The 17636-nt window shown below is 62.7% G+C and carries 15 protein-coding genes; 10 read left to right on the top strand and 5 right to left on the bottom strand.

The genetic code is table 11. The features are described 5' to 3' along the window. The gene (locus tag HBO12_RS21465) at positions 1-864 is read right to left on the bottom strand and encodes an MBL fold metallo-hydrolase (RefSeq protein ID WP_170043153.1); all 864 of its coding nucleotides are present in this window, start codon (positions 862-864) and stop codon (positions 1-3) included. Positions 865-1033: 169 nt separating this feature from the next. On the opposite strand from HBO12_RS21465, the gene HBO12_RS21460 reads away from it, so the two are divergent. The 5 genes from HBO12_RS21460 (at position 1034) to HBO12_RS21440 (ending at position 8073) form a co-directional block, all read left to right on the top strand. Then, the gene (locus HBO12_RS21460; RefSeq protein ID WP_170043152.1) at positions 1034-2278 is read left to right on the top strand and encodes an NAD(P)/FAD-dependent oxidoreductase; all 1245 of its coding nucleotides are present in this window, start codon (positions 1034-1036) and stop codon (positions 2276-2278) included. A gap of 9 nt (positions 2279-2287) precedes the next feature. Beyond that, positions 2288-3091, top strand: coding sequence for a sulfite exporter TauE/SafE family protein (locus tag HBO12_RS21455; protein ID WP_170043151.1), 804 nt, complete (start codon positions 2288-2290; stop codon positions 3089-3091). Positions 3092-3245: 154 nt separating this feature from the next. Continuing rightward, positions 3246-4421: a porin gene (locus HBO12_RS21450; protein ID WP_169956121.1), complete on the top strand. Its 1176-nt coding sequence runs from the start codon at positions 3246-3248 to the stop codon at positions 4419-4421. 258 nt (positions 4422-4679) lie between these two features. Beyond that, entirely contained in the window at positions 4680-5843 is a 1164-nt protein-coding gene (gene nosP, locus HBO12_RS21445; protein WP_170043150.1) for a nitric oxide-sensing protein NosP, read from the top strand. Beyond that, complete coding sequence (locus HBO12_RS21440) at positions 5812-8073, top strand: hybrid sensor histidine kinase/response regulator (RefSeq protein ID WP_170043231.1); 2262 nt, start codon at positions 5812-5814, stop codon at positions 8071-8073. Before nosP ends, HBO12_RS21440 begins: the two co-directional genes overlap by 32 nt. A 179-nt stretch (positions 8074-8252) precedes the next feature. Here the strand turns inward: HBO12_RS21440 and HBO12_RS21435 are convergent, their stop codons facing one another. Next, entirely contained in the window at positions 8253-8918 is a 666-nt protein-coding gene (locus tag HBO12_RS21435; RefSeq protein WP_029296512.1) for a response regulator transcription factor, read from the bottom strand. Between the two features lie 27 nt (positions 8919-8945). Then, the gene (locus tag HBO12_RS21430; RefSeq protein ID WP_169954425.1) at positions 8946-9500 is read right to left on the bottom strand and encodes a PQQ-dependent catabolism-associated CXXCW motif protein; all 555 of its coding nucleotides are present in this window, start codon (positions 9498-9500) and stop codon (positions 8946-8948) included. Positions 9501-9776: 276 nt separating this feature from the next. Between HBO12_RS21430 and HBO12_RS21425 the strand changes: the two genes are divergently transcribed. After that, positions 9777-10403, top strand: coding sequence for a response regulator (locus HBO12_RS21425; protein WP_170043149.1), 627 nt, complete (start codon positions 9777-9779; stop codon positions 10401-10403). A gap of 42 nt (positions 10404-10445) precedes the next feature. Here the strand turns inward: HBO12_RS21425 and HBO12_RS21420 are convergent, their stop codons facing one another. After that, complete coding sequence (locus tag HBO12_RS21420; protein ID WP_170043148.1) at positions 10446-11093, bottom strand: pentapeptide repeat-containing protein; 648 nt, start codon at positions 11091-11093, stop codon at positions 10446-10448. A gap of 86 nt (positions 11094-11179) precedes the next feature. Continuing rightward, positions 11180-13072, bottom strand: a complete 1893-nt coding sequence (gene exaA, locus HBO12_RS21415; protein ID WP_169954422.1) for a quinoprotein ethanol dehydrogenase — start codon at positions 13070-13072, stop codon at positions 11180-11182. 254 nt (positions 13073-13326) lie between these two features. On the opposite strand from exaA, the gene pedF reads away from it, so the two are divergent. The 4 genes from pedF to exaC are packed head-to-tail and all read left to right on the top strand — an operon-like array spanning position 13327 to position 17018. Next, a complete protein-coding gene (pedF, locus tag HBO12_RS21410) occupies positions 13327-13788 on the top strand; it encodes a cytochrome c-550 PedF (RefSeq protein ID WP_169954421.1) in 462 nt (153 codons plus the stop codon). Positions 13789-13791: 3 nt separating this feature from the next. Next, entirely contained in the window at positions 13792-14547 is a 756-nt protein-coding gene (locus HBO12_RS21405; protein WP_169954420.1) for a quinoprotein dehydrogenase-associated SoxYZ-like carrier, read from the top strand. Next, positions 14544-15470, top strand: coding sequence for a quinoprotein relay system zinc metallohydrolase 1 (locus HBO12_RS21400; RefSeq protein ID WP_170043147.1), 927 nt, complete (start codon positions 14544-14546; stop codon positions 15468-15470). The genes HBO12_RS21405 and HBO12_RS21400 overlap by 4 nt, the downstream gene beginning before the upstream one ends. A 27-nt stretch (positions 15471-15497) precedes the next feature. Continuing rightward, positions 15498-17018: an acetaldehyde dehydrogenase ExaC gene (exaC, locus tag HBO12_RS21395; protein WP_169954418.1), complete on the top strand. Its 1521-nt coding sequence runs from the start codon at positions 15498-15500 to the stop codon at positions 17016-17018. Positions 17019-17636 lie beyond the last annotated feature (618 nt).

Below are 17636 nucleotides of genomic sequence, written 5' to 3'. Positions count from 1 at the left end.
TCAAAGCTGGTTGAGGGGGATCTTCAGGTAGGTCACGCCATTGTCTTCCGCCGGCGGCATATTGCCCGCCCGCACATTCACCTGGATCGCCGGCAGCAACAGGGTCGGCATTCCAAGCCCGGCGTCTCGCTGGGTGCGCATCTGCACAAACGCCGCCTCGTCCACCCCGTCATGCACATGAATATTGCCCGCGCGCTGTTCGGCCACGGTGGTCAGGCATTTGGCCGCGCGGCCTTCAGGCGGATAGTCGTGGCACACATACAGGCGCGTCTCGCCGGGAAAGGCCAGCAACGTGCGCATCGAGGCATATAACTGGCGTGCATCGCCGCCGGGGAAGTCGCAGCGGGCGGTGCCGACGTCGGGCATGAACAGGGTGTCGCCTACCAGGATCAACTGGTCGTCGATCAGGTAGGCCATGTCTGCCGGGGTGTGGCCGGGCACGTGGAGGGCCTGGGCCTTGAGGTTGCCGATGTGGAACACCTCGTCGGGGGCGAACAGGTGGTCGAACTGTGAACCGTCGGCACGAAACGCCGGCTCCAGGTTGAACAGGTTCTTAAATACCCCCTGCACCTGGCTGATGGACTGGCCGATGGCGATTTTTCCGCCCAGGGTACGGCGCAGGTACGGCGCGGCGGACAGATGGTCGGCGTGGGCGTGGGTCTCCAGCAGCCATTGCACCTGCAGGCGGTGCTCACGGACGAAGGCGATCACCTGGTCGGCCTGGGTCGTGTCGGTACGCCCCGAGGCCGGGTCGTAGTTGAGCACTGAATCGACGATGGCACAGGGGCTGCCGGGCGTTTCATAGACGACGTAGGTGTAGGTTGACGATGCCTCGTCCAGAAAGGATTGAATCAACGCGGGCATGACGGTGTCCTGGGTAGCTGATAGCAGCTTACATTCGAGGTGATTTCCACATAGGCTTGCGAGCTTAGTGAAACAAACGACCCGAAGCAAAGGATCGATTCTGAACGGGGCGTGACGCCAAACGGCAACGACCCTTGTGTGCATTGTTGAAATAAGAAAGGCCAGGACTATGAACGACCAACACTGGGGACCGACCATCAGTGGCGACATCGTGGTCATCGGCGGCGGCTCGGCAGGCATCGGCCTGCTGGCCAGCCTGCTCAAGCGCGACCCGCAACTCAATATCATCCTGATCGAACCCAGCGCCGAACATTACTACCAGCCCGCCTGGACCCTGGTGGGCGGCGGCGCCCATGACATCCGCAAGACCATGCGCCCCATGGCCCGGGTATTGCCCGATGGCGTGACCTGGGTGCAGGCGGCGGTCAGCCAGTTGCTGCCCGACGAACAGGCCCTGGTGCTCGACAGCGGCCAGCGCGTGACGTGGAATAACCTCATCGTCTGCCCCGGCCTGCGCCTGGCCTGGGAGAAAATCGAAGGCCTGGAGCAGACCCTGGGCCAGAACGGCGTCACCTCCAACTACAGCTACCAGCACGCGCCCTACACCTGGCAACTGGTGCAGCAGCTCAAGGGTGGCAAGGCGATCTTTACCCAGCCGGCCATGCCGATCAAATGCGCCGGCGCGCCGCAAAAGGCCATGTACCTGTCTTGCGATCATTGGCTCAAGCAGGGTGATCTGAACAACATCGACGTCGAATTCAACCTGGCCGGTGCCGCGCTGTTTGGTGTGGCGACCTTTGTGCCGCCGTTGATGAACTATGTCGAGAAATACGGCGCGCAGTTGGCCTTCAACTCCAACCTGATCAAGGTTGATGGCCCGGCGCGCAAGGCCTGGTTCGAGGTCAAGGACGCCGAGGGCAATCTCAGCATCGAAGAAAAGTCCTTCGACATGCTGCACGTCGTACCGCCACAAGTGGCCCCGGATTTTATCCGCCACAGCCCACTGGCCGACGCCGCTGGCTGGTGCGAGGTCGACCCCCACAGCCTGCAACAGGTGCGTTACCCGCACATCTTCGCCCTGGGCGACGTGTGCTCCACCAGCAATGCCAAGACGGCCGCCGCGGTGCGCAAGCAAATCGTGGTGGTGGCCGAGAACCTGCTGGCCCTGCGCAAACAGGCGCCGTTGCCGCTCAAGTACGACGGTTATGGCTCCTGCCCACTGACGGTGGAGAAGGGCAAGGTGGTGCTGGCCGAGTTCGGTTATGGCGGCCGATTGCTGCCGACCTTTGCCCTCGACCCGACGGTGGCGCGGCGTTCGGCGTGGTTCTTGAAGGCGACGCTGCTGCCGTGGTTCTACTGGAACGGCATGCTCAAGGGCCGCGAATGGCTGACCCGTCTGGCCAAGGTGGAGTGAGAGGACCCTATGCTGCTGGCAAGTTTTTTGGGTGTGTTGATGGGCCTGGTCATGGGGTTGACCGGGGCCGGGGGCGGGATTCTCGGTGTGCCGGCGTTGGTCCTGGGGCTGGGCTTGACCATGACCGAAGCGGCGCCGGTGTCGTTGTTTGCGGTCGGCGCGGCAGCGGCAGTTGGAGCGCTTGATGGCTTGCGCCATGGCCTGGTGCGTTACCGCGCGGCGCTGTTGATCGCGTTGCTCGGCGCGCTGTTTTCGCCGTTGGGGGTGTTTTTTGCCCATCAGTTGCCGGACAAGATCCTGATGGGCCTGTTCAGCGCGCTGATGGTGCTGGTGGCATGGCGCATGCTGCGGCGCGAGAAAGTCGAGGCCGGCCCCAGCGACCATGGCGCCGCGTCCTGGGGGCAAAAAAACTGCATGCTCGATCAGCAGACCGGGCGTTTTTCCTGGACCGCCAAATGCACCGCGACCCTGGCCGCCCTGGGCGCTGTAACCGGCGCAGTATCGGGCCTGCTGGGCGTAGGCGGCGGTTTTCTGATCGTGCCGGCGTTCAAGCAACTGACCGACGTGCAGATGCGCGGGATTGTCGCCACCTCGTTGATGGTGATCAGCCTGATCTCGCTGATTGGCGTGGTCGGTGCGTTCCATGCCGGGGTGGTGATCGACACCCTCGGCTGGGTATTTATTGGCGCCAGCATCGTCGGCATGCTTGCTGGCCGGCGCCTGGGCTCGCGGGTCCCGGCGCGGGCCCTGCAAATCGGCTTTGCCAGCCTGTGTGTCGTGGTGGCAGGCGGGATGTTGTTCAACGCCCTTTGACCCCAATCCCGCGCCTACTGGTGTAAGCCTTAAGTGGCGGGCCCTCGGCGCCCTCCAAAGCACCGCGCATCCCCCTCCAAGGCAGCGTTTAACCGCGCTGCCCGGCTTTCGATAATCGCCTCCGACACCCAGACCCCCGTCGCCGGAGCGCGCCATGCATAACAATAAGAACTTCCCCCGTCGTTTGTTGCCAGCCTTTATCGCCAGCCTCGGCTTGAGCTCGCTGGCCCAGGCCGAAATCGTGCTGTACGACAAGGACGAGACCACCTTCTCCACCGATGGCTATATCAACGCCTTCTACGTCAACAGCGACGTGGACCGTGCCGGCGAGCAGTACGACCGGCGCCAGTCGCGGGTGAAGATGGGCTTTTTGCCCAATTACCTGGGCTTCAACATGGGCAAGCAGGTCGATGACCTCAAGCTCGGCGCCCGCGCTTCGTTCTGGGTGACCATCAACGACAGTGAAACCAACGGCACCGACACCGCCATCGACGTGCGCCAGTTCTACGGCACCGTGGCCAACCCCGAGTGGGGCGAAGTGCTGATCGGCAAGGACTTCGGTCTGTTCGCCCGCTCCAACATCCTGCTCGACGAACTGCTCGCAGGTTACGGCCAGGTCAGCGATAGCCTGGGCCTGGTGGACGGCGGCGGGGTGTCGTTCGGCAACATCGGTAGCGGCTACCCGTACCCGTTCCCCACCTCGCAGATCACCTACCGCACCCCGGTAATGGAAGGCCTGCGGGTGGCCGTGGGCATCATGGACCCGGTCGACACCAACGACAGCAGCGCGCTGGGCAAGGCCTACCAGAAGAACCCGCGCACCGAGAGCGAGATCACCTACCAGTTCGACGTGGGCGGGGCGAAGATCTACAGCTGGCTCAACGGCAGCTACCAGACCTCGGACAACACCGACTCCAGCGTCGAGTCGGTGACCTCCAAGGGCCTGGGCTATGGCGTGCAGGCGAAGATGGGCGGCTTGTCGCTCACCGGTTCCGGCTTCCAGGCCAAGGGCATCAACCCCTTCTTTACCAACAACGCCGGGGAAGCCACCTTGCGCAATGTCGACAGCAACGGCTACCTGTTGCAGGGCTCCTACAAACTGGGCAAGAACCGCCTTGCGCTGTCCTACGGCAAGACCAAGGACGACGGCAACGGCGTGGTCGGCAGCGGTGCCGACTACCAAACCCGTGGCATTGCCCTGTTCCATGACATCAACGACAACCTGAAGCTGGTGGCCGAGTACAACCAGTTCGAAATCACCGGCCACGACACCAGTGCGCAGAATGAAGACACCGATACCTTTGCGGTGGGGGCGGTGCTGACCTGGTAATGACCTGGAACACGGTCAAACGTGTGGGAGCTGGCTTATGTGGGAGCTGGCTTGCCTGCGATGCTTGCGACTCGGTGGATCAGTTACACCGCGGTGATGCAATCGCAGGCAAGCCAGCTCCCACACAAAGCCTGTTCCCACAGAGATTCATCTGTTGCTCGGTGGCTCTCATCCCATCGAAGCCCCGACCCAGTACCCAAGTAGCATAGGTCGCCACCCCGCGCGTTCGTACACTTGAGCTTCAACGGGGAGATGACCATGCAGCAGGTGCACAGCGAAGGCGTAGTCACAGCCATGTCCCAGGCCAGCGAGGCGCGGCAGGTGGCCGATGAGCTGGCGCGCCAGTTGTTGCACCCGTACCTGGGTTTCGTGCTGTTCTTCTGCTCTGCCACCTACGACCTGCAGGCCCTCGGCCAGGCCCTGCAACACAGTTTCGGTGGTGTTCGTGTGGTGGGTTGCACCAGTGCCGGCGAGATCACACCCCAGGGGTACGGGCGCAATTGCGTGACGGCGGTGGGGTTTGACCACGCGCACTTTTCCATCGCCACCGAGCTGATCGACCAGGTCGAGCACTTCAGCCTGATCGACGCGCAACAAATGGTCGAACGCCTGGTGGGCGGCTGTCGCAGCAACACCCTGGCGCCGATCAAGGGCAACAGCTTTGCCTTGACCCTGCTCGATGGCCTGTCCAGCCGTGAAGAAATGGTCCTCGCCGCCCTGAGCGCGGCGCTTGGTGATATCCCCCATTTCGGCGGTTCGGCCGGCGATGACAACCACCTGACCCACACCCACGTGTATTTCGACGGCGCCTTTCACAGCGGCGCGGCGGTGGTGGTACTGGTCAATACCTGGCTGGATTTCGAGGTGTTCACCACCCACCACATCCTGCCCTTGGCACAGAAGCTGGTGGTGACAGGGGCGGACAGCGCCTCGCGACGGGTCTTTGAATTGAACGCCGAACCTGCCGCCGAGGAATACGCGCGGCATATCGGCGTGGCCGTGGCGCAACTTGATCACCGGATCTTCGCCGCCCACCCGTTGGCGGTGCGCGTCAATGATCAGTACTACGTGCGGGCGATCCAGCAGGTCCACGACGACTTGAGCTTGAGTTTCTACTGCGCGGTGGAAAACGGCATCGTCCTCACCGCCATGACCCCGGGGCCGATCCTGCCCAACCTGCAGACCCTGTTCGACGGCCTGCAAGCGCGCCTTGGCGACTTGCTGCTGACCATTGGCTGCGACTGTTTCCTGCGGCGCCTGGAGCTCGAAGAGCACGGCGCCCTGGAGCCGATCGGCGCCTTTTTGCGCGAGCAACGGGTGATGGGGTTCAACACCTACGGAGAACAGTTCAATGGCATGCACATCAACCAGACCTTTACCGGGGTCGCCATTGCCCGTGGTCGAACCCCTGGACAGCGCTGAACTGCACGCGCAGATCCGCGCCCTGCAGCAGGACAATCGCAAGCTGGCGCGGATCAACGCCGCGCTGATCGAGCGCGTCGAGTCCGGCGCGACCCGTGGCAACGACCCCTATGCGGCGTTCCAGCATTCGGTGGTGCTGGCCGAGCAGGTGCGCGAACGTACCGATGCGCTCAACCAGGCGATGGCCGAACTCAAGGCCAGCAACCATCTGCTGCGCGAGGCGCGGCTGCGGGCGGAAACCGCGCACCAGCATTTGATCGATGCCATCGAGAGCATTTCCGATGCCTTTGTGCTGTTCGACCAACACCAGCACATCGTGTTGTTCAACAGCCGCTTCCAGGGATTTTGGAGCAATAGCCCGGTGCAGATTGTCGCGGGCATGGGCCTGCGCGAGGTCAAGCGGTTGATGACGGTCAACGGCCTGTTCACCGAAGAAGCCCATGGGCATGCCGATGAAACCCTGTTCTACCGCCTGGATAACGGCCGTTGGTTGCAAGTCAGCGAAAGGCCGACCCAGGACGGCGGGCGGGTGATTCTGTTTACCGACATCACCGACGTCAAACTGGCGGAAACCCTGCGCCGTGAACAGGCCGTCGCGCAGAAATCCCAGGAAAGCGAACGCTGGATCCGCCTGATCACCGACCATGTGCCGGCGTTGATTGCCTACCTCAATGCCGACCTGGTCTACGAGTTCACCAACAAGGTCTACGAGCAATGGTATTGCTGGGCGCAGGGCGCGATGCTCGGCAAAAGCCTGCGCCAGGCCCACAGCGAACAGCATTACCAGCGCCTGGAAGCCTACGTGGCGCAGGCGCTGGCGGGGGAGAGCGTGACCTTTGAGTTCGCCGAAACCAACATCAACCACCAGGAGCGCTACATGCTGCGCTCCTATGTGCCCAATCGCCTGGCCAGTGGCGAGGTGGTGGGGATCTTTGTGCTGATCCGCGACATCACCGAACGCCGGCGCACCGCCGAGGCCCTGCACCAGGCGTATCAGAACCTGGAGCTGCGAGTGCGCGAGCGCACGGCCGAACTGACCTCGCTCAACGACCAGCTGTTGCAGGAAATCCACGAGCGCCGCCGCGTGGAGTCGCGCCTGCGTGAAGCCAAGCTGGAGGCCGAGCAGGCCAACCTGTCGAAAACCAAGTTTCTGGCGGCGGTCAGCCATGACCTGCTGCAACCGCTGAATGCCGCCCGCCTGTTTACCGGGGCCTTGCTGGAGCGCCGTGACCCGGTGGCCAACGAAACGTTGGTGCGCAACGTCAGCAATTCCCTGGAAGATGTGGAAAACCTGCTGGGCACCCTGGTGGATATTTCCAAGCTCGATGCCGGGGTGATCAAGGCCGATATCGCGCCATTTGCCTTGAGCGAACTGCTGGACAACCTCGCCGCCGAATACACCCAAGTGGCGCGCAGCGAAGGCTTGCAGCTGCACTTTATTGGCTGCTCGGCCCTGGTGCGCAGCGATATCCAGTTGCTTGCGCGGATCTTGCGCAACCTGTTGAGCAATGCCATTCGCTACACCTACGGTGGGCGCGTGGTGCTGGGTTGCCGGCGCGAGCATCAGCGCTTGTCGATCCAGGTCTGGGATACCGGTATGGGCATCGCCGAGGAGCGTCTGGAGGAGATTTTCCAGGAGTTCAAGCGCGGCGATGTGCAACGTCCCGACCAGGATCGCGGGCTGGGCCTGGGCCTGGCGATTGTGGAGAAAATCGCCAGGATTCTCGGGCACCGGATCAGCGTGCGCTCATGGCCGGGCCGGGGTTCGATGTTCAGTGTGGAGGTGCCGTTGAGCAGCACCGCACCCAGGGTCTTGCCTATGCCGGTGATGAGCGAGCCGATGCTCGAGCGCTTGCAGGGTGCGCGGGTGTGGGTGCTGGATAACGACGCGGCGATCTGCGCCGGCATGCGCACTTTGCTGGAGGGTTGGGGCTGCCAGGTGGTGACGGCCTTGTCCGAGCAGGACCTGGCACGCCAGGTGGACAACTACCATGCCCAGGCGGATCTGCTGATTGCCGACTATCACCTGGATGACGAACAGAACGGCGTGGACGCGGTGGCCAGGATCAATGCGCGGCGGGCCAGTGCGATTCCGGCGATGATGATCACCGCCAACTACAGCAACGAGCTGAAACTGCAGATCCGCGAGCTGGGGCACACCTTGATGCACAAGCCGGTGCGGCCGATGAAACTCAAGACTGCCATGAGCCACCTCTTGGGCCGCCCCTGACACAATCTCGATCAAAAATGTGGGAGCGGGCTTGCCCTAATGTCAGTCAGTTAAGCGCAGATCCCCTGTGGGAGCGGGCTTGCTCGCGAATGCGGTGGGTCAGTCAATACATTCATTACTGACCCACCGCATTCGCGAGCAAGCCCGCTCCCACATTTTGATCGCAGTCGTCAGGAAAATCAGCGCCGCAGGTAGGAGCCGAAGTCGATATCTCCAGCGCTCAAGATCGCCTGCACCCGATTGTGTACATTCAACTTGCGCAGAATCGCCGACACATGGGCCTTCACCGTGGTCTCGGCAATTTCCAGGGTGTAGGCAATCTGCTTGTTCGACTCGCCCTTGGTCATGCGTTCCAGCACCAGCAGTTGTTTGCGCGTGAGGGCCTGGAGCAGTTCCGGGGCGAAGGCCGGGTTGTCGTGCATGCGCCGCTGGCCGGGGTTTTTCTGGGTGCGGATGATGTCCGGCGGCAGGTACACGTTGCCATTGAGGATCTGCTGGATCGCCTCGGTCATCTGCGCCCGTGGCGAGGACTTGGTGATAAAGCCGACCGCCCCGTAGGTAATGGCCTGCAGCACGATCTGCTTGTCCTGCTCGGCCGAGACGATCACCACTGGAATCGTCGGTGCTTCGTTGCGCAGGTTGATCAGGCCGTTGAGGCCGTGCATGCCGGGCATGTTCAGGTCCAGCAGGATCAGGTCGAGGTCGTCATGCTCCTGGGTCAGGGCCAGGGCGCTGTCCAGGTCGGCGGTTTCCATCACTTCGCTACCGGCAAAACCGTCGCTGATGACGTTATGGATCGCTTCGCGAAACAGCGGGTGATCGTCGGCAATCAGAATTTTATACATGGCCGTTCACCTTTTTATTGTGGTTTTTCAGGGGGCAAGCTCAAAGGGCTCAGGGTGTGCTGCGGCGACTGGCAGCTTGGCTGCCTCCCACGCGTCCAGGCCATCGCGATACCAATACACAGCGCTATAGCCCAAGGCATTGGCCCGTTTTACCGCGTTCCAACTCAACCAGCAATCTGAGCGGCAGTAGAACACCAACGGGTGTGCAAGGTTACCGCCGCTGTAGGTATACAGGTGGCGGGCAAAGTAGCTTTGCCATTCTGGCGTCAGCTCCCCATCGCCGGTATTGGCCAGCCAATGGCTGCCGGGCAGGTTGGCGTGGGGCTGGTCTTCGATGAACTGGCCGTGCAGCCATTGTCGGCGGTAGACGTCGATCAGCACCGGGCGCGGTTGTTGCGCCAGCAGCGCTTGCAGGGCAGGGGTGTCGACGATGGTCGCGCCCGGCAGGTGCGCAGGCGTCGGGCTGCGATAGAGGTTGATGCGGTAGCCATCGCTGGAAAACAGCGCAGTGGGCGGCTGGGCAGCCGCCAGCAGCGGGGTCAGCGACAGCACGGCAACCAGGGTCAGTCGGGCGGGCAGCATGGCAGGTACGATCCTTATAGTTATGCGCCCATTACATGCCAGTCGCGCTGCCTTGGGAATGCGACGATAGACAGCAAAACCAGTACCAAAGTAGTAATTCACCGCGTGCCCGGGGGCTCTAGCATGCAAGGCAACGATCATCCCCGGGAGTTGTACGATCATGCGAATCCTCAAGGCGCTGCTCTTGCCGTTTTTGCTGATTGTCAGCCTGATCGGCGTGGACAAGCTCCACGGCCCGCGACCGGCGCCAGTTTTGGTGATGCCGGCGCATGCCTCATGAATGTCCTGTTGGTCGACAAACACGCCGTGGTGCGCCTGGGCTACAGCAGCCTGTTGCGGGCGCTGCTACCGGGCGTGGAAGTGCGCGAGGCGGGCAGTGGCGAAGAGGCGCTGGCGCGGGTGCAGGAGGCGGTGCCGAACCTGGTGATCACCGGTTTTGGCCTGCCGGGCATCAGTGGCCTGGAGACCACCCGCCGCCTGCGCCAGCGCCTGCCGCAATTGCGCGTGCTGTTTTTCAGCCAGCATCAGGAACTGCCCCTGGTACGCCAGGCCCTGGAGGTCGGCGCTGCGGGTTATATCACCAAGGGCGCGACGCCTGCGGTGATGAACGAGGCGGTGCAGCGCATTCTCGACGGCCACACTTACATCGAACAGGCCCTGGCCACCGAGCTGGCCTATCACCCGGTCGATCACCGCCTGCAGGGCATGACCGCCCGCGAGTTGGAGATTTTCCTGATGCTCGCCAAGGGCACGCCCACCCGGGCCATTGCTGATCAACTGAGCATCAGCAGCAAGACCGTGTCCAATCACCTGACCTTGCTCAAGAGCAAATTGCAGGTCAGCTCCCATGCGGAGTTAGTGCATGTGGGGATTGATATGGGCGTGGTGCGGGCGGCGGGATAAATCGCACCTCTGTAGGCGCCGACAAGCCGGCGCCTACAGAGGTTAACGGTCCCAAGTGGTGGGGCAGTCCTTGCAGCCCTCCATATTCGCATCCTGGAAGTTTGCATAGTGCTGGCGGGTGCCGGTGAGGGTGGCCTGTTCCAGATTGCTTTCACCGAACTTGGCTTCTTGCAGGTTGGCATCGCTGAGGTCGGCGCCTTTGAGGTCGGCCTTGCTCAACCAGGTCATTTCCAGGTCCGCGGCACGCAGGTTGGCCTTGTGCAGCTTGGCCCCCGACAGCCGCGCGAATTGCAGGTAGGCGGCGCTGAGGTTGGCGTTTTCGAACTGTGCACCCTGGGCGAACATGCCCCAGCCTTGCACGGCCATCAGGGTGGCACCGCTGAAATCCGCCAGGCGCAGGTTGGCTTGTTGCAGGCTGGCGCGGGTCAGGTTGGCGCCTTGCAGTTGGGCTTTTTCCAGGTTGGCCAGGTCGAGGTTGGCGTGGCGCAGATCGGCCTCGCGCAGGTCGGCACCGGCCAGGTTCATTTTGCTCAAATCCTCGTTACGCAAGTTGGCGCCCTTGAGGTTGGCGCCGGGGCATTGGCTGTGGGGGGCAATGGTGCAGCCGTTGATGACCAGGGGTTGGTCGTCGCCATCGTCGGCGTAGGCCAGGGGGAGGGACAGCAGAAGTAAGAGGGGCAGGTAGTTCATGGCGGGGATCTCGTGGTGGCCGTTGGGGCGCGGAGCACCCTGGGAAGCGTTCCCACGCAGAGCGTGGGAACGATCATCAACGGGGGTTATTTTTGCGCGGTCTTGTTATCCCAGCTCGGGATCTTGAACACCCAGAATGACCCGCCTTGCGCCACCGGCTTGGTCAGCTCGGCCATGTCGCCGCCCCACAACGGCACCGCGCCGCCGTAGCCAACCGTCACGCCGATGTACTGCTCGCCGTCCTGTTCCCAGGTGATCGGCGGGGAGACGATGCCGCTGCCAGTCTGGAACTTCCACAGCTCCTTGCCGGTTTTCGCGTCGAAGGCCTTGAAGAAGCCATCGCCAGTGCCGGTGAACACCAGGTTACCCTTGGTCGCCAGCACGCCGGCCCACAATGGCAGGGCTTCCTTGTGTTCCCATACCACCTTGCCGGTGGTCGGGTTCATCGCGCGCAGGGTGCCGACGTGGTCGTCATACATGCGCTTGATGCGGAAACCCATGCCCAGGTACGCCGAGCCCTTCTTGTAGTTGACCTCTTCGGTCCAGTATTCCTCTTTCCACTGGTTGCCCGGAATGTAGAACAGGCCGGTGTCCTGGCTGTAGGCCATGGGGTTCCAGTTCTTGCCACCGAGGAACGGCGGCGAGACTTCCACCGATTTGCCCTTGGTTTCACCCGGCAGCGGCTTGGCCGGACGCTGGCCTTCGTTTTCCACGGGGCGGCCGGTCTTCAGGTCGATATGGCTGGCCCAGGTGATGTTGTCGACAAACGGGAAGGCGTTCTGCAGCTTGCCGTTGTTGCGGTCGACCACGTAGAAGAAGCCGTTGCGGTCGGCGTGGCCGGTGGCCTTGACCACTTTGCCGTCCTTGTCCTTGTAGTCGAACAGCACCAGCTCGTTGTTGCCGGAGAAGTCCCAGGCATCGTTTGGCGTGTGCTGGTAGAACCACTTCACTTCGCCGGTGCTTGGGTCGACACCCACTTGGCCGGAGGTGTAGAGGCTGTCGAAGTCGTGGGGGTTGCCGTCCTTGGAGGTGCGCGCCCAGGTGTTCCACGGCCCTGGGTTGCCAGCGCCGACGATGATGGTGTTGGTTTCGGCATCGAAACTGGCGCTCTGCCAAGGGGCGCCGCCGCCGTGGCTCCAGGCCTCGACCTTGCCGGTTTCGGTGGTTGGATCGTCCGGCCAGGACGGTGCTTTCACATCGCCGGTGGTGGTGCTGTCCTTGCCATTGAGGCGGCCCATGTGGCCTTCGACAAACGGGCGCATCCACACTTCTTCGCCGGTGTCCGGGTCGCGGGCAAACAGCTGGCCGACCACGCCGAATTCATCACCGGAGCTGCCGTGGATCAGCAGGACCTTGCCGGTGACCTTGTCTTTGATCAGCACCGGGGCGCCGGTCATGGTGTAGCCGGCGGCGTGGTCGCCGAATTTCTTGTTCCACACCACTTTGCCGGTGTTTTTATCGAGGGCGATCAGGCGTGCATCGAGGGTGCCGAAGTAGATCTTGTCGCCAAAGATCGCCGCCCCGCGGTTGACCACGTCACAGCACGGGCGAATGTTGTCGGGCAGGCGGTGGTTGTAGGTCCACAGGCGCTTGCCGGTCTTGGCGTCGAGGGCGAATACCCGGGAGTAGGAGCCGGTGACATACACCACGCCGTCGTTGACGATGGCCTGGGATTCCTGGCCGCGTTGCTTCTCGTCACCGAACGAGTAGGACCAGGCCGGTGTGAGCTTGAAAACGTTCTTGTCGTTGACCTGGGCCAGGGGGCTCCAGCGCTGGGCGTTGGTGCCCATGCCGTATTGCAGCACGTCCTTGGTGGTCAGGTGGTCGTTGGCAATGTCTTCCCAGGTGACGTTGCGCGTCTGCTTGGCAGGTTCGGCAGCGGCGAAGCTCGCCGCACTCAAGGACAGGCTGCCGACCAGCAGGAAAGCCTGCACGGCAAGGCTCAGCGGCGAGAGGGCGGGTAGCGATCTTATTGTCATGGTTGCAGTTCCCAGTGGAGGTTTTGGCCTGCACAGGTTGCTGGCTGGATGGGGCACAGGGATACGGAAAATATCCCGGTGTAGCCGGGACAATTTCCCGAACCGCATCTGATTTAGCAGGGGCCCGCAAGCCTTACTACGAAGGGAGTAGAACCCGGCCACCAAAGCAGCATACGGGCCCTGGCGAGGCGTTCCTATGATGGTTGCCATAGCCTCTGTAGAGAGGTTTTGCGTGCAATCCTGAGGGGACAATAATGACAACAAAACGCAACGCCTTGCTGGTTGCCGGCCTGTTGGCCGGGGTGATCGGCGCAGGCTCCGCCTGGGCCCATGGCAACGTCACACCCACTGCCGTGGAAACCAAGGGACTGACGCCGGTCAAGGATGCCGGCGTGACGCTGGATGCGGACGGCTGGGCGGCGGTGAACCCATATCGCCAGTCGCCGGAACATGACAAGGCCGTGGAAGTCGGCGCCTCGGCCTATAACCAGAACTGCGCCGCGTGCCATGGCCTGGAAGCCAAGTCCGGCGGGATCGCGCCGGACCTGCGCATGCTCGATGAGGGCGATGCCGGGGACGAGTGGTTCGTCGAACGGGTGCGCCACGGTGCCGTGCGCGATGGCCGGGTGTACATGCCTAAAATGGCCGACTACCTGAGCCAGGAAGCCTTATGGGCGGTACGCACTTATCTTGATAGCGTGCACGTCGAGGAGTAAGCCATGGGCTGGCGCGCACGTTGGCTGTTGGCTTGTTGGTTGCCAGTGGCCGCCTACGGGATGGACCCCGGCAAAGACCCGGTGCCATCGGTGATGTGGAGCTATTTTCACCAGCAGTTGCTCGGCAATGCGCCGTTTGTCTTTGATGAGCGGGTCCAACTGCTGGCGCCGCCCTTTGCCGAAGATGCGCGGCAGGTGCCGCTGGAAATCGATGCCCGCGCCTTCAAGGGCGAGGTAGTGAAGATCATCGCCTGGGCCGAACTCAATCCACTGCCGAAAATCGTCGACTTCCAGCCGGGCGAGGGCGTGCTGCCCTGGCTGGCGATTCGTATCCGCATCGAACAGGCCACGCCGTTGCGCGCGGCCGTGTTGACCAAAGATGGCCTGTGGCATGTGGGCTCGACCCTGATCGACGCCGCCGGCGGTGGCTGCACCGCGCCCAGCGTGGTGCGCAGCCAGCCGGGTTGGGAAGAGCACCTGGGAGAAGTGTTGGGCGGTCGCTACCCCCGCGCGGATTTCAGCCGGCTGCGCCTGCAAGTGGCGCACCCGATGGACAATGGCATGGTCAGCGGCATCCCTGAGTTCTACATCAACCACGCCGAGCTGCGCGACGCCCAGGACCGGGTGTTGGCGCGCCTGGAGCTGTTCGCGGCGGTCAGCGAGAACCCCGACCTGGCGTTTGACCTGCAAGGAGCGGGGCCGGTGCGCCTACTGTTGCGCGACACCAGCGGCAGCGAATTTTCCGGAGCCATCCCATGAAGTGGCTATGGCTGCTGTTGTTCGGCCTGAGCCTGCCCGCGCTGGCCGACCTCGACTACGCCCTCAACCCCCGGCAGATCGCTGCCGACACCTGGCTGCTGGAAGGCAGCACCGACAATTTCGCCAGGGCCAACGGCGGCAATATCGTCAATACCGCCTTTATCGTGACCCAGGCCGGGGTAGTGGTTATCGACACCGGGCCGTCCCGGCGCTACGGCGAGGCGATGCGCCAGGCAATTGCCACGGTCACCGACAAACCGGTGATCCAGGTCTTGCTGACCCATCACCACCCCGACCATGTACTGGGCAACCAGGCGTTCAAGGATGTGCCCATCGGCGCGCTGGCAGGCACCACCACGCTGCTGCGCGAGCAGGGCGATGGCATGGCGGAAAATATGTACCGCATGGTCGGCGACTGGATGCGTGGCACTGAAGTGTTGCTGCCCAGCCAGACGCTGAGCCCCGGCGTGCAGACCTTTGGCGGGCACTCCTTGCGCCTGCTGAGCCTGAGCGGCCATACCGGCGCCGACCTGGCGATTTTCGACGAGACCAGCGGCGTCCTGTTTGCCGGCGACCTGGTGTTTTACCAGCGCGCCCTGACCACCCCCAATACCCCCGGCCTTGCAGTATGGCTGGCGGATATCGCCACCCTGCAAGGCCTGCCCTGCAAGCTCATCGTGCCCGGCCACGGCCCCGTGGCCAGCGACGCCCAGCCCTTTGCACAAATGCGCGACTACCTGGGCTGGCTCGACCAGCTCATGGCTACCGGTGCCGCCAACGGCAGTGCCATGGGCGAGATGATCCGCAGCCCCATCCCCGAACGTTTTGCGGCCATCAGCCTGAGCCGCTTCGAACTGATCCGCAGTGTCAGCCACCTGTATCCGCGCTATGAACGCGCCCAGATGCAACGGATAGATCAATAACAACATCCCCCCGAAAGAGGCCTCATCATGATCTACGCACAACCTGGCACCCCCGGCGCCATCGTCACCTTCAAGCCGCGCTACGGCAACTTTATCGGTGGCGAGTTTGTGGCCCCGGTCAACGGTGAATACTTCACCAACACCTCGCCGGTCACCGGTGAAGTGATTGCCCAGTTCCCGCGCTCCAGCGCCGCCGATATCGACAAGGCGCTGGACGCCGCGCATGCCGCCGCCGATGCCTGGGGCAAGACCTCGGCCCAGGATCGTTCCCTGGTGCTGCTGAAAATTGCCGACCGCATCGAGCAGCACCTGGAAGTGTTGGCCGTGACCGAGACCTGGGACAACGGCAAGGCCGTGCGCGAGACCCTGAATGCCGACGTGCCATTGGCCGCCGACCACTTCCGTTACTTCGCCGGCTGTATCCGCGCCCAGGAGGGCGGCGCTGCCGAGATCAACGAACTGACCACCGCTTATCACTTCCACGAACCCCTGGGCGTGGTCGGGCAGATCATCCCGTGGAACTTCCCGTTGTTGATGGCCGCCTGGAAACTCGCACCGGCCCTGGCCGCTGGCAACTGCATCGTGCTCAAGCCGGCCGAGCAGACGCCGCTGTCGATCATGGTGTTTGCCGAGCTGATCGCCGACCTGTTGCCGGCCGGCGTGCTGAACATCGTCCAGGGTTTTGGCCGCGAAGCCGGCGAGGCCCTGGCCACCAGCAAGCGCATCGCCAAGATCGCCTTTACCGGCTCCACCCCGGTGGGCGCGCACATCATGCATGCGGCGGCCGAGAACATTATTCCGTCTACCGTCGAGCTGGGCGGCAAGTCGCCCAATATCTTCTTTGAAGACATCATGCAGGCGGAACCGGCCTTTATCGAGAAAGCCGCCGAGGGCCTGGTGCTGGCGTTCTTCAACCAGGGCGAAGTGTGCACCTGCCCGTCGCGGGCGCTGGTGCAGGAGTCGATCTACGAGCCGTTCATGGCCGAGGTCATGAAAAAGATCGTCAAGATCAAGCGCGGCAACCCGCTGGACACCGAAACCATGGTCGGCGCCCAGGCGTCCGAGCAGCAGTACGACAAGATCCTCTCGTACCTGACCATTGCCCAGGAAGAGGGCGCCGAACTGCTGGCCGGTGGCGCCGCCGAACACCTGGAGGGCGACCTGTCCAGCGGCTATTACATCCAGCCGACCCTGCTCAAGGGCCACAATAAAATGCGCGTGTTCCAGGAAGAAATCTTCGGCCCGGTGGTGGGCGTGACCACCTTCAAGGACGAAGCCGAAGCCCTGGCGATTGCCAACGACAGCGAATTTGGCCTCGGTGCCGGGCTGTGGACCCGCGACATCAACCGCGCCTACCGCATGGGCCGGGCGATCAAGGCCGGGCGCGTGTGGACCAACTGCTACCACCTGTACCCGGCGCATGCCGCGTTTGGCGGCTACAAAAAGTCCGGCGTGGGCCGTGAGAACCACAAGATGATGCTCGACCATTACCAGCAGACCAAGAACCTGCTGGTGAGCTATGACATCAACCCGTTGGGGTTCTTCTGATCGCCTGATTGAACTGCCAGTTTCCACCCTTTGATGGGCAGACATCAGCCTCCCTGCTTGAAATGCAATCAAGTGTGGGAGCTGGCTTGTCGGATCGCTGCGATAGCGGTGTATCAGTCGATAAATGTATTGGCTGATACACCGCTATCGCAGGCAAGCTAGCTCCTACAGGGGAATGCAGCTTCGCGCTCTGGCTTTGCTTTTGATCTGGCTTTTGATCTTAGGCGCCCCGTTAAACCACGCTGGCCGCAGGCAGGTATTGCGCAGTGGGCACCCCGGCATGGATGCCGGGGTAGCCGCGACACGGCCATGGATGGCCGATCGCGGCGGGCCCACGGAGCAATGCCTGACTGCGGGCATGCCGAGCCTAGGCGAGGCACCGAGTGGTGGGGCAGGAGCCCTTTTGGTTACTTTTGGGGCTCTTTTCCAAAAGTGACCCGCCGTAAGGGCGGAACCCTAAGTGGCCGTGACCGCAGCAACGGATATGTACACAAACCTAAGAGCCACGAAAGAGATATGTAGTTACCCATGGCCATCGCAGGCAAGCCAACTCCCCAGTTTGATCGATGTCCATCCGAGACTAACGTCTGCGACCGGTTCGTTCGAAAGTAGCATTCG

Origin of the sequence: Pseudomonas sp. WS 5059, from assembly GCF_012985525.1 — a bacterium.
Lineage (GTDB): Bacteria > Pseudomonadota > Gammaproteobacteria > Pseudomonadales > Pseudomonadaceae > Aquipseudomonas.
Note: the sequence above shows the minus strand (reverse complement) of the source record. Positions and strands in the feature narration are given on the sequence as shown.